Below are 12,919 nucleotides of genomic sequence, written 5' to 3' on the forward strand. Positions count from 1 at the left end.
AAATGAGATTTTAAAAGAAGTTAAGTTTGTCTCAGATCTCAAATCTAACATCTAAATTCTTTAAATAATTAAGAATAAAAGATCTGTTTAAACGGAAGTAAAAATAATAAAGCTTTGAATCAAATAGAATCAAAAATAAACGTAAACTCTTCGGATTTCTTGGATAATAAGAAGTCTTACGAGAAATTGATGGAAGAGTACCACCATCGGTTAAAATCAATATTGCACGGCGTTGATGAAAAAGCCAAAGAGCGTCATTTAAAGCGAGGGAAGTTGCTAGTGAGAGATCGAATTGAGCTTTTATTGGATAAAAACACTCCTTTTTTGGAACTCTCAGCAATGGCTGCCTGCGATCAATACGAAAATCAATTTCCTTCAGCTGGTATTGTAACTGGTATTGGAGTAATTCACGGCAGAGAATGTGTAATTGTTGCCAACGATGCAACCGTAAAAGGTGGAACATACATTAAGGAAACCATTAAGAAGCACATTCGTGCGCAGGAGATTGCTCTGGAGAATCATTTGCCTTGTATCTATATGGTCGATTCGGGAGGTGTTTTTCTTCCTGAACAATCGAAGGTGTTTCCTGATAAGTATGATTTTGGACGGTTTTTCTTCAATCAATCAAAAATGTCGGCAAAAGGAATTCCTCAAATCTCCATTGTAATGGGATCGTGTACAGCCGGTGGCGCTTACGTGCCGGCCATGAGTGATGAAACCATTATTGTAAGGGGACAAGGAACCATTTTTATTGGCGGGCCTCCATTGGTGAAGGCTGCAACAGGTGAGGATGTTACAGCAGAGGAATTGGGCGGAGCTGAAATGCATACTTCTATTTCCGGAGTAGCAGATCATTTGGCTGAAAATGACAGACATGCAGTTCAAATATGCAGAAACATATTTGAGTCGATGCCTAAAGTGCGGAAATTTGGCTTGGAAAGAGAAGTAGTGAAAGATCCTGCATATCCTGCTGAAGAATTGTACGGATTAGCTCCAATTGATCTGAAAAAGGCCATTGATGCCCGAGAGCTGATAGCCAGAATTGTGGATGGAAGTTCTTTTCAGGAATTTAAAGAGCGTTATGCTCCAACAATCGTGACTGGATTTGCAAAGATTATGGGCTTTCCGGTTGGTATTATAGCCAATAATGGCATTATTTTCTCTGAAACATCGCTTAAAGCGGCACATTTTATTGAATTGTGCTGTTTTCGTAAAATTCCATTGATCTTTCTGCAGAATATTACTGGTTTTATGGTGGGAAAAGAATATGAGTACAAAGGGATTGCCCGTGATGGCGCCAAAATGGTTCATGCGGTTGCAAATGCTCAGGTTCCTAAATTCACGGTAATTGTTGGTGGCTCTTTTGGAGCTGGAAACTACGCTATGGCAGGACGAGCTTATGAACCCCGATTGTTGTTTATGTGGCCCAATGCCAAAATTTCGGTGATGGGTGGTGAACAGGCGGCTGGCGTTTTGGTACAGGTAAAGGAACAACAACTTCACAAAAGCGGGAAGGAATTCCCAATTGAAGAGCAAAACAAATTGAAAGACAGCATTTTAGAAAAGTATGAGGAGGAAGGCTCTGCCTATTACAGCACTTCACGCTTGTGGGACGATGGGATTATCGATCCTGCCGACACAAGAAAAGTACTGGCGATGGGAATTGCCGCTTCAGTTAATAAAGAGTTTGGTGAGCCTGATTTTGGGGTGTTTAGAATGTAATTGAATTTTTTAAGTCCTCTTTATGGGATTTAGGGGTAAATAAAAAGAAAATGAAAGAATTTCAAACTATAGAATTTAGCATTAAAAATAAAATTGGAACGATTAGCTTGAATCGTCCTGAGATACACAATGCCTTTAATGAGGTGATGATTGGCGAAATCATTGATTGTTTCGAAGAAATTGAGAAGATGAATTACGACAGTATTCGGGTTGTGATTATGAAAGGAAAAGGAAAATCATTTTGCGCCGGGGCAGATCTGAAATGGATGAAAGGCGTTGCTAATTATTCTTATCAGGAAAACTATTTGGAGAGTTATAAGCTGTCAATGTGCTTCAATGCTGTTTATTCCTGTAAGTTTCCCACGATTGCTTTGGTTCATGGTGCTGCTATTGGTGGTGCAAATGGCTTATTGGCGGCCTGCGATTTTGTTCTGGCACATAAGAATACCGTTTTCTCATTAAGCGAAGTGAAAATCGGCATTGTTCCGGCTTGTATTTCTCCTTACGTGATGAAACGGGTTGGTGAATTCAAATCGAAAGAGTTGATGCTTACCGGAATAAGATTTGATGGGAAAGAGGCGCAGGAAGCGGGCTTGGTAAATTGGTCGTTTGGTGAAAAGAAGCTAAGAGAAAAATTAGAGGATCTGATATCAAAGCTAAAATCGAGTGGACCTATAGCAGTTTCTACTTGCAAGCAATTGCTTTACGATGTTGAGAATGTATGGAATCATGAAGAGGCGATGGAGAATACAGCTAAAATGATTGCTGAATTACGTCAATCGGCTGAAGGTCAGGAAGGAATGAATTCATTTTTAGAGAAACGGAAACCTAACTGGGTAATTGAGAATTAATAATTCTTAATCACTAATTGAATTAGAATGTACTACAAAAGACTATTAATAGCGAATCGTGGCGAAATTGCCCTTAGAATTATGCGAACAGCAAAAGATTTGGGCATACATACCATTGCCTTATATTCTGAACTCGATCGGCAGGCAGAGCATGTTTTGCAGGCCGACGAGGCATATCCTTTAAGGGGAAATAATTTACAGGAAACATATCTGAATTTAAATCAGATTATTGAAATTGCACGAAAAGCAAAAGCGGATGCTATTCATCCGGGCTATGGATTTTTAGCTGAAAATGCTGTTTTTTCTCAATTATGTGTCGATAGTGGAATTGATTTTGTTGGTCCTGATGCTGATGCTATCCTGTTAATGGGGAATAAGGTAAATGCACGTGAATTTGCCAAATCCATTGGTGTTCCGGTTTTGGAAGGTGTTGTTGGAGACTCAGTGAAATTGATAGAAGAAGCGGGAAAAATGCAGTTTCCACTCTTGATTAAAGCTGCTGCAGGTGGCGGTGGCAAGGGAATGCGGATCGTTCATAAAGAAGAAGACTTGCAAGCTGCTTTGGAGTCGACATCGCGCGAAGCAACAAGCTATTTTGGCGATGGCACCGTTTTAATCGAAAGATACATACAAAATCCGCGGCATATTGAAGTTCAGATTTTAGCTGATCAGCATGGAAATGTGGTACATTTATTTGAGCGGGAATGCTCGATACAGCGACGCTTCCAAAAAGTGATTGAGGAAGCTCCTTCGCCAACTTTAACGCATGAATTGAGGAAGGAAATGGGCAATATGGCTGTTTTTTTGGCTCAGGAAATGAACTACACCAATGCAGGAACAGTTGAATTTTTGGTTGACGAGGATTTGAATTACTACTTTCTGGAAATGAACACCAGAATTCAGGTGGAACATCCCGTTACGGAAATGATTACAGGAATTGATTTGGTGGAAAAACAATTGTCGATAGCCTCAGGGCGAAAGCTAAAGTTGAGACAGGAAGATATTCATATGAAAGGTCACGCCATTGAAGCCAGAGTTTATGCGGAAGATCCTGAAAATGAGTTTATCCCATCTCCTGGAGAAATTAGTTTTTACAAAGCACCAAAATTGTTTGATGGTCGGTTGCGTCTGGATTCTGCTATAGTTGGGTCATGCACAATTCATTCCGATTACGATCCAATGATCGCGAAATTAGTTGTATGGGACGAAAACAGGGATCTGGCCATTGAAGGATTGCATCATGCCTTGCACAATTACGAGATACATGGAATTAAGAATAACATCATGTATTTGCATACATTGTTGAATACTGATCATTTCAAGCAAAATAAAATTTCAACACATTTTTGTCAGAACCATAATGATGAGTTGATGCGAAAAATGCAGGAAGATAAACTTGAAATACCTGCTGCTCTTTTCCAAATCAGTTTCGCTTTGTTTGAATTGAAAAGGAAGAAGGTCAATTCAATTTGGGAAGAAATTGGTTATTGGAGACAGCAGGGAATAAAACTTAGAATTGTAGATAAAGAAGTACTTGATATTGAAATAATCAGTATAGATCCATATGAAATAAAAATTAGTGGTGAATTTTATGTAGTTGAAAATGTGAATATTGAAGATAATCAATTGATGCTGGAGTTTAATAGTGTCAGATATCTGTTTTATCAATCGAAAAATGCTGAAGGAAAGAGCTTTGTGAGTTGTCAGGGGATTGTTCGTGAACTGATGAGATGGTCGGAGATTCAATCCAATATAGCAGATGTCGGGGGTTCTGATCGGAAGGAATCTGATGGAAGTATTTTATCGCCGATGCCGGGCAGAGTTGTGAAAATTGAAGTTAATAAGGGACAGAAGGTGGCTAAAGGCGAAGTCTTGATTATTGTGGAAGCAATGAAAATGGAGAACAGTATTTTGGCTCCGTTTCACGGGAAAGTTGAGAACGTATTAGTTTCTGAAGGAGATCAGGTTAAGAATAGAACAGAATTGATAAAGTTAATGATGGATTAAACCGATCAGGTTATATATTGACCTGAAAACTAAGTATATATTATTTTGAATTTAACGCCAAATCAAAAAATATGAAGGATAAAATCAGAATTGCAAATGCCGGTGGTTTCTGGGGCGATGACCTTGGAGTACTAAGAAGACAGTTGGAAGGTGGAGATGTGGATTACATATCTTCTGATTTTTTAGCAGAAGTAACGATGAGTATTCTTCGTAAACAACAGTTAAAAGACGAATCATTAGGCTATGTCACTGATTTTGTGGATCAGATTGTGGATGTGGCTGACTTGATGAAAGAGAAAGGTGTTAGAATGATTACAAATGCCGGAGGAATTAATCCAATCGGTTGTGCCCGTAAAATTCTCACGGAACTCAAAAAGAAAGGGATTTCCATTAAAATAGCAGTAGTTGAAGGTGATAATATCATTGAACGGATAGATGAATTTTATCCTTCCAAAGCTAATTTTAAGAACATGGATACCGGAGATGATTTTAAGGATATCTTCGAGAACATACAAAGTGCGAATATTTATTTGGGTGTACCACCTTTATTAAAAGCTTTGGAAAGCGGAGCTGATTTAATATTGGCTGGTAGGGTCACCGATACCTCTGTTACCATGGCGCCAATGATCTATGAATTGGGCTGGAAACTGGATGATTGGGATAAATTGGCGGCAGGTTTGGTGGCTGGTCATATTATCGAATGTGGAGCGCAATCAACGGGAGGAAATTTTACCGATTGGCAAAAAGTAAAACGCTGGGATAACATGGGATATCCGATTGTTGAAATGAATAAAAATGGTGGGTTTACTGTCTATAAACATGAGAATACAGGCGGTTTAATTAGTATCAATACAATTCGCGAGCAATTGGTATACGAAATGGGTAATCCGGCTCAATATATCAGTCCCGATGTTGTTGCCGATTTTAGTCAATTAGTGCTGGAAAAGCAAGGTGAAAATAGAGTGTTGGTGAAGAATGCAAAAGGTCATCCATCTACGCCGTATTTAAAAGTTTCGATGGCGTTTGAAGATGGATATAAAGCAACCAGCTCGATTGTTATCAGCGGAGGAAAAGTTTTAATTAAAGCACAAGAGTTTGAAAAAATATTTTGGGAGCGTTTAAAGCATACTTATCTAAAGAAAAATACTGAATTTGTTGGATACAATGCCTGTCATCAGCATTTGGCTGAAGATATTGATCCCAATGAAATATTACTGCGCTTATCTGTTTATGATACTGATGTATCAAAAATCAAAGACTTTTCCATGAGTATTGCTCCGCTGATTTTAAGCGGACCTCCGGGAGTTGCCGTAACAGGTGGCAGGGCAAGAATGCAGCAGGTAATTACATATTGGCCTACTTTAATCCCAAAAACATGTATTTCTTCAATAGTATATGTTTTAAATGAAGATGGAGAGATTAAAGAAACATCAGAAATACCTTCTGTTTTAGGAAATGAACAGGAAATAATAACTGTACAATCATCGAATTCTTATCAGGAGAATGTGAAAAAAAAGGAAGGCGTAAAAATGTGTGCTGTTCCATTTCGGGAAATTTGTCTGGCCCGTTCCGGCGATAAAGGAGATACCGTAAATATTGGTGTACTGGCTCGATCTAAAGCAGTATATGAATTCTTAAAAACGGAATTAACTTCAGAAAGAATTACCGATATGTTTTTCGGCTTATCAAAAGGAAAAGTCACAAGATTCGAAATTGACAATTTATTGGCATTAAATTTTTTATTGGACGAAGCTCTGGACGGTGGAGGAACAAAATCATTAATGATTGATGCTCAGGGGAAAACATTTGCATCGGCACTGCTGAATCAAGAGATTGTGGTTCCAGAGGATGTCTTGGGCACTATTTTATCTGATTAATTTCAAAAATAAATTTAGAATGGAATTTGCGAAATGATTGATAGTTGCTAACTTAATATTTGTGAATGAGGAAGCCTAAAGATTGAAGTTGCAGGCATATTTCTTCATTCCTGAATTATTAATTACTAATAGAAATATATATGTTTCCATATTTGAATGATGAACATGATACGATAAGAAAGGCTGTTCGGGATTTTGCAGAACGGGATATAAAGCCATTGGCTCAGGAATTGGACGAGAAAGAGGAGTTTTCTATTGAATTAACCCTAAAAATGGGTGAAATGGGATTGTTTGGCATGACACTTCCTGAAAAATATGGAGGACACAATACTGATTATCTGTCTTATATAATTGCAGTTGAGGAAATTGCAAGAGTTGATGGCTCGCATGCAGCCACACTTGCAGCTCATAATTCGCTGGGAATAGGTCCATTGTATGAATTTGGCAGTGAAGAGCAAAAATTAAAATACCTGCCGGGACTTTGTTCCGGAAAAGAGTTGTGGGCTTTTGGATTAACTGAACCAGACGCTGGTTCCGATTCCCGGGGATCAAAAACATATGCCAAAGACACAGGTGATAGTTGGGTAATTAATGGATCGAAAATATTCATCACAAATGGATCAACTCCTTTATGTTCGGGTGTTACAGTACAGACAGTAACCGAAATTAAGGGTAAGGAGAAAGAATTTACCACCTTTATTGTCGAAAAAGGAACACCGGGTTGGAAATCCAAAGCCATGCACGGGAAAATGATGTGGAGGGCTTCGGATACCTCAGAAATGTTCTTTGATAACTGTTGTATTCCAAAAGATAATTTATTGGGCAAGCGTGGTATGGGATCTAAGGTGATGTTAAAAACTTTGGATTCAGGAAGGCTATCCATTGCAGCAATGGGACTTGGCTGTGCACAGGGTGCATATGAATTGGCTCTTGCATATGCAAAAGAGAGAAAACAATTTGGAAAAACACTTTCGAAATTTCAAGCTATTTCTTTTAAACTAGCTGATATGGCATTGAAAATTGAGTTGGCGAGAAACCTGTTGTACAAAGCATGCTGGTTGAAAGATACGGGGAAGGAATATGGAAAAGAAGCAGCCATGGCTAAATTGTATTGTTCAGAAATTGCAAAGGAAGTTGCCGACGAAGCAGTTCAAATTCATGGTGGATATGGTTTAATGAAAGATTATCCGGTAGAAAGGTTTTATCGCGATCAGCGTCTTCTTCAAATTGGAGAAGGAACATCTGAAATTCAAAGATTGGTTATTTCAAGGTATATTGGATGTTGAGACCTATCGCAAAGGAATGCATGCAAACTAAATAGAGTATAAGACGAATAGCAGACACAATTGTCTCCAACTTTAAATCATATAACAACACTAATATTAACACTATGAGTAGAGAACTGATACTTGCCTTAAATCCGCGAATGCAATTTACACGAATAGCTGTTTATCGGATGAATTCTCCGGTTTTTTTAAAGAAAATTAACCATAAGCCAGAGGAGATTGATGATTTTAAATGCTTTTGCGATCAAACAAAATTCCGGGCAAAGGTGATTATGGATGAGTTAAAGGCCAATGATATTTCTATTGATGAAATAAAAGTCGTAATTGGCAGAGGAGGACTTATCAAGCCTGTAAAATCAGGCGTTTATCGCGTTAATGAGGCAATGATTAAAGACCTTTCGAATTGTGAGTTCGGCAATGACGTTGTGAATCTTAGCGGATTACTCGCCTATACTATTTCGGAACAAATTGATGGTGCAGAAGCTTTTGTTGCCGACCCTGTTGTGGTTGATGAATTAGAAGATATAGCAAGAATAACAGGTCGCCCTGAGTTTAAAAAGCGTTCTATTTTTCATGCTTTAGATCAGAAAACGAGTGCAAGAAAATATGCTCAGAGTATTTATAAGAAATATGAAGAATTGAATCTGATTATTGCTCACTTAGGTGGAGGAATCAGTATCGGAGCTCATAAAAAGGGGAGAGTAGTAGATTCAAATCAGGCATACGATGGTGATGGGCCGTTTTCACCGATTAGAAGTGGAAGTTTGCCTATGGGAGAGATGATTCAAATGTGTTTTTCAGGAAAATACACTCAGGAAGAGATGATGAAAATGCAGACAGGTGAAGGTGGTTTGTATGCTTATTTTAATACTCACAGCGGATATGATGTTTGTAGGATGAGAGATGCAGGTGATTCTAAAGCCAAGGAGGTATTATCGGCAATGGCCTATCAAGTAGCTAAATCAATAGGTTCAATGTATCCTGTATTTGGCGCTGAAGCTGTTGATGCTATAATTATAACAGGTGGTTTGGCTAAAGATGAAACATTGGTGAAAGAAATAAGAGGAAGAGTTGAAAAAATTGCCTCAGTTACTATCTACCCTGGAGCAGAAGTACTAAGTGCACTTAGTGATTATGGTAGAATGATTTTGAGAAATGAGACAGAAATATTAGAATACTAGAAGAATTTATTTTAATTTATAATCAATAAAAATCAGTTTCGGCTGATTTTTTTATGCCTGAAACAAAATGAATTCCTTGTTTTTGTTCAATTGATTGTTGTTATTGTCCTGTATGTTAGATTGTTGTGTGTGTTGACGATAAAAATCGCCCCTTGAATGATAAATGTCGATTTAAAAACCAAATTCCTCGTTTTTTAAACAAAACAAACCTCTTTCCTGTAGTTTATAAATCTCGCCAGCCATTTATTGATAAGGCATTTGCATTCATATATATTTAAAAAGTATAAGGAGATGAACTCTTTGTGTCAAAAATGGAACTACTAAATTTAATCTTATATTTTTTATTATGAAGAAAACTCGCTCATTTTTTCAATTTGTAGGAATTGGAGTTTTTGCAATTTCTCTGTTAATAGCTGGTTGTACAAAAGAAGGACCTATGGGACCAGCAGGTGCTGATGGCACAAATGGAATTGATGGAACCGATGGAAATTCAACTTGTTTAGACTGCCACTCAGGAGATACTAAAGCAACTATTGAAGCACAATTTGCTATGTCTGTTCACAGCAGTGGTATCAATGCAGTTGATTATGCCGGAGGAAATGCTTCTTGCGCACGCTGTCATTCGCATCAAGGTTTTGTGCAGTATGCCAATACCGGTACTGTTGCAGGAACTATAACAAACCCAACAGCATGGGAATGTGCTACCTGTCATGGGTTACATGAATCATTTGAAGCAAAAGATTATGCTTTAAGACTAAAAGATCCTGTACACCCAATATTCGATCCTGCAATAACAATGGATTTAGGAGGAAATTCGAATTTATGTGCGAATTGTCATCAGTCTAGAAGAGCTGAGCCTATTATTGACAAACCAGGTGATACATACAAAATTACCAGTACTCATTACGGACCTCACCACGGAGCACAAGCAAATGTTGTTGCAGGTGTTGGTTTTGCTGAAATTGAAGGTTCTGTTGCTTATCCTGCTGCTGGTTCTGCTACTCACTTAGCTCAAGCTTCTTGTACTGGTTGTCATATGGCTGAATTTGATAATGATGAAGATCAAGGTGGACATACATATAATCCATCTCTTTTAGCATGTAATACATGTCACGGTGTTACTGAAACAGATTTTAATTATGGAGGAGTACAATCAATTGTTGAAGGTCAACTTGAAACACTAAGAGACGAATTAGTTCGCTTAGGTGTTGTAGTTTGGGTTGAAGCTGATGCTGCTTATGAGCCTGTTGTTGGAACTTATCCTATGGTTCAGGCACGTGCATTCTTTAACTGGGCTGGATTAGAAGAAGATCGTAGTTTAGGAGTACACAATCCAAAATATGTGAAAGCTTTATTACAAAATTCTATTGAAGCTTTAGAAGCTGAGCCTACTCCAGGAATCTAGATTTTTTCAAAAAACATATACATTATAAAAAGTTGCTCATCTGAAAAGATTGAGCAACTTTTTTTATGCAACAAAAGCAGTTGTAATTTTAAGAGGGATTTGCTGTGAAAGGATACATTATAGACAAGAAACTGTTTATAAAGTAAAGTTCTGAAAATGGTTAACTCATTTTATTAAATTATATTGAACCAGTTGAGATTCTTCAACCGTTTTTTTTTGCCCAATTTTTAGATACTTCCACCTGAATTTACATGTAAGCCTGATAAGGAGCTAAATATTGAATTGAAGAGTTAACCAAACTCGATTATACCCAATTGTTGGAAAATGATCAGATGACTTATGAAGGTAAGGATCTAAATTTACTCATTAAATTTCACTTCGTTCATGATTGAGCTGGCATTATCTGTGCAGATTTATCTATAAATTGGAATCTCGCCTAATGATGCAGAAAGTATGTTCACAAAAAAAAACCGAACCCAATGGATCCGGTTTGTTATTTAAGGTGTTGATTTTAATGCCAACCTGTTATCATACTTTTAAAATTACTGCTAATAGAACTTCCTATCGTACAAACATACAAATGAATAAACAAAAACAGAGATAAAATAAAACCAATAATCACATGTACAATTGCCGTTAATAATAAGCCGCTGAATCCAAATACTTGAGGAACAATAATTTCAGGAAACAACATAGCAGCACCACTGGCAATAATAATAGGAAATCCAACATACATGGCGGTAGAGTATATAAAACGCTGCATTGGATTAAATTTATTTTCAGCCGATATTGGGTAGGGTGCATCCTGTTTTTTAAACATTCCAAAAAGGTAGTATACCGATTGGTTGAAGATTCTGGTCAATAATCCTTTAGTTTTCATTTTGTATTGTTTTCCGTTTGATGTAAACAGATTCCCAATAAAAAAAAGAAGGTAATTCAGACTTATGAGAATGCCGCAAAGGTTATGAAGCTCAACAGATCGTTCAAAGGAAATTAACAAGGGATTCTCAGGATTTGAATATTGCATACTAACTCCAGTAACCAAAAGGGTAATAAAAAGTATTGCATTCATCCAGTGCCAAATACGAATCCAAATTGGATATAAATAAAGTTTTTCGCTAGCCATATTATTTACGTTTAAAGATTCTGAAAAGGGTGTGAATGAAAATTCCTGATAGTACCAATCCAAAAATAATTACACTTAATATATTCAAATACTTATTACGGTTCGCACCTATAACGTACGATTCATTTATAATTACCGCGTTAATGAAACCATTGCTTTTGCGGGATTCCATACTTTTGTATTTGTACAGACTGGCCATCAAACGTGAGTTTTCAGAATGACATTTAGTGCATTCCCGAATAGCATTCTCTTTTGGCATAACAACGTGGCTTATCAGCAGGCTGTCATTTAGTTGTGTATGACACTCAATGCATCTAACATTCTTAAAATGAAGTTCTTGGTTTGGCAACCAGCTGTGTGTTTTAAGAATATTGATGTTTTCCCTTTCGGTAAGTAATTCAAATTGACTTATATCAGCATGACATTTTAAACAAATATTATTGTCGTAAGTAACTGTTTCTGAAATTTTACCACCTTTGCTTGCCTGTGTTTTGTACGAATGTGGATTATGACAGCTCCAGCAGTTGAAGGCATCAGGTGCCCGATTGTAATGCATACTCTCATAAAACGCTTCTTCAATCTCATCAAAATGAAATTTAGCATACTCAGGATCACCACCATGGCAATCATTACATGCATACATAAGTCCCATTCGTAAATTTCCAGCATGAGGAAATGATTCATATTCAGGTGAATGGCAGTCGGTGCACTTGAACATTCCATGGTTTGATTGAGCAAAAGCGATTGTGTCAATAAATCTATTGTTACACATTGCCTCTTTTATCTCAAGGCCAAAATCTTCATTCATATATTTGAATGTGTGATTTCCATGACATTTAAGGCATTTTTGGTTTTTGTTGCTGCCAGACTGATTTTTTTCATTTGTTTCCTGCCCGAAACCAAGAGAAACAGTGCAAAGGAAACTTACAATCAGAATAATATATTTAAAATTGCTTAGATTCATGCTCAGGTTATTAGGTGTTGCAATTTGGCTGTATTAAAGTTTCAGAAAAAAAGGGTATAATTATATATACCCTTTTAATTGTGTGAATTTTTACTATTTTTTAAATGTACGCATGTAGTTTACAAGTGCCCATCTTTCTTTTTTACTAGGAATTTTAGTCTCGTAGTTAGGCATCTCATCTCTTCCGAAGATAGCTTTGTACATGATCTCACCATCAGATTGACCTTGGAACTCAGCACCTGAAAAATCGCCAGGGAATGTTTTTAGACGTGCCGCTTTTGGTCCGTCTCCTAATCCTGCATTACCATGGCATGAACGACAATGCTTCATGTAAACCATTTTTCCTGTGTTCACACTAGCTTTATCATTAGCCAATGGGTTTTCCATGCTTTTATATTCTGCAGGCACTTTCCAGGCTTCAGCTTTTTTCTGTTGTGCGGTAAATGCAAATCCAACAACCGCAATTGCGATAAGGATAAAAAATTTCATCTTTTTCATAA

The 12,919-nt window shown here is 37.3% G+C and carries 10 protein-coding genes; 7 read left to right on the forward strand and 3 right to left on the reverse strand.

Going from position 1 to position 12,919, the window contains the following annotated elements:
- The first annotated feature begins 114 nt into the window (after positions 1 to 114).
- The 7 genes from ACHZAX_RS08445 to ACHZAX_RS08475 all read left to right on the forward strand — a co-directional run bounded on the left by ACHZAX_RS08445 (position 115) and on the right by ACHZAX_RS08475 (position 10,329).
- A complete protein-coding gene (locus ACHZAX_RS08445) occupies positions 115 to 1,722 on the forward strand; it encodes a carboxyl transferase domain-containing protein (RefSeq protein WP_320018780.1) in 1,608 nt (535 codons plus the stop codon).
- Between the two features lie 50 nt (positions 1,723 to 1,772).
- The gene (locus tag ACHZAX_RS08450; RefSeq protein WP_320018781.1) at positions 1,773 to 2,573 is read left to right on the forward strand and encodes an enoyl-CoA hydratase-related protein; all 801 of its coding nucleotides are present in this window, start codon (positions 1,773 to 1,775) and stop codon (positions 2,571 to 2,573) included.
- 27 nt (positions 2,574 to 2,600) lie between these two features.
- On the forward strand, positions 2,601 to 4,580 hold the full coding sequence (locus ACHZAX_RS08455) for an acetyl/propionyl/methylcrotonyl-CoA carboxylase subunit alpha (protein WP_320018782.1): 1,980 nt from the start codon (positions 2,601 to 2,603) through the stop codon (positions 4,578 to 4,580).
- 71 nt (positions 4,581 to 4,651) lie between these two features.
- Positions 4,652 to 6,457, forward strand: coding sequence for an acyclic terpene utilization AtuA family protein (locus tag ACHZAX_RS08460; protein ID WP_320018783.1), 1,806 nt, complete (start codon positions 4,652 to 4,654; stop codon positions 6,455 to 6,457).
- A 140-nt stretch (positions 6,458 to 6,597) separates the two neighbouring features.
- Complete coding sequence (locus tag ACHZAX_RS08465; protein WP_101311559.1) at positions 6,598 to 7,743, forward strand: acyl-CoA dehydrogenase family protein; 1,146 nt, start codon at positions 6,598 to 6,600, stop codon at positions 7,741 to 7,743.
- A gap of 104 nt (positions 7,744 to 7,847) precedes the next feature.
- Entirely contained in the window at positions 7,848 to 8,924 is a 1,077-nt protein-coding gene (gene buk, locus ACHZAX_RS08470; protein ID WP_320018784.1) for a butyrate kinase, read from the forward strand.
- Positions 8,925 to 9,270: 346 nt separating this feature from the next.
- Positions 9,271 to 10,329: a hypothetical protein gene (locus tag ACHZAX_RS08475; protein WP_101311561.1), complete on the forward strand. Its 1,059-nt coding sequence runs from the start codon at positions 9,271 to 9,273 to the stop codon at positions 10,327 to 10,329.
- Between the two features lie 511 nt (positions 10,330 to 10,840).
- On the opposite strand, the gene ACHZAX_RS08480 is transcribed toward ACHZAX_RS08475, so the two are convergent.
- From ACHZAX_RS08480 to ACHZAX_RS08490, 3 genes are all read right to left on the reverse strand, one after another.
- Positions 10,841 to 11,455, reverse strand: coding sequence for a cytochrome b/b6 domain-containing protein (locus ACHZAX_RS08480; protein ID WP_101309474.1), 615 nt, complete (start codon positions 11,453 to 11,455; stop codon positions 10,841 to 10,843).
- Between the two features lies 1 nt (position 11,456).
- A complete protein-coding gene (locus tag ACHZAX_RS08485) occupies positions 11,457 to 12,419 on the reverse strand; it encodes a cytochrome c3 family protein (RefSeq protein WP_320018785.1) in 963 nt (320 codons plus the stop codon).
- 93 nt (positions 12,420 to 12,512) lie between these two features.
- Positions 12,513 to 12,917 carry a c-type cytochrome gene (locus ACHZAX_RS08490; protein ID WP_320018786.1) on the reverse strand — a complete coding sequence of 135 codons (405 nt, stop codon included), beginning with the start codon at positions 12,915 to 12,917 and terminating at the stop codon, positions 12,513 to 12,515.
- Between the last annotated feature and the right edge of the window lie 2 nt (positions 12,918 to 12,919).

Source organism: Labilibaculum manganireducens, assembly GCF_963665805.2.
In the GTDB taxonomy this organism is placed as follows: domain Bacteria; phylum Bacteroidota; class Bacteroidia; order Bacteroidales; family Marinifilaceae; genus Labilibaculum; species Labilibaculum manganireducens.

Bases quoted from the DNA above. Each gene is read 5' to 3' on its own strand.
- ACHZAX_RS08490 (WP_320018786.1), bottom strand. From the start codon at position 12,917: ATGAAAAAGATGAAATTTTTTATCCTTATCGCAATTGCGGTTGTTGGA.
- ACHZAX_RS08465 (WP_101311559.1), top strand. From the start codon at position 6,598: ATGTTTCCATATTTGAATGATGAACATGATACGATAAGAAAGGCTGTT.
- ACHZAX_RS08485 (WP_320018785.1), bottom strand. From the start codon at position 12,419: ATGAATCTAAGCAATTTTAAATATATTATTCTGATTGTAAGTTTCCTT.
- ACHZAX_RS08475 (WP_101311561.1), top strand. From the start codon at position 9,271: ATGAAGAAAACTCGCTCATTTTTTCAATTTGTAGGAATTGGAGTTTTT.
- ACHZAX_RS08460 (WP_320018783.1), top strand. From the start codon at position 4,652: ATGAAGGATAAAATCAGAATTGCAAATGCCGGTGGTTTCTGGGGCGAT.
- ACHZAX_RS08455 (WP_320018782.1), top strand. From the start codon at position 2,601: ATGTACTACAAAAGACTATTAATAGCGAATCGTGGCGAAATTGCCCTT.
- ACHZAX_RS08480 (WP_101309474.1), bottom strand. From the start codon at position 11,455: ATGGCTAGCGAAAAACTTTATTTATATCCAATTTGGATTCGTATTTGG.
- buk (WP_320018784.1), top strand. From the start codon at position 7,848: ATGAGTAGAGAACTGATACTTGCCTTAAATCCGCGAATGCAATTTACA.
- ACHZAX_RS08450 (WP_320018781.1), top strand. From the start codon at position 1,773: ATGAAAGAATTTCAAACTATAGAATTTAGCATTAAAAATAAAATTGGA.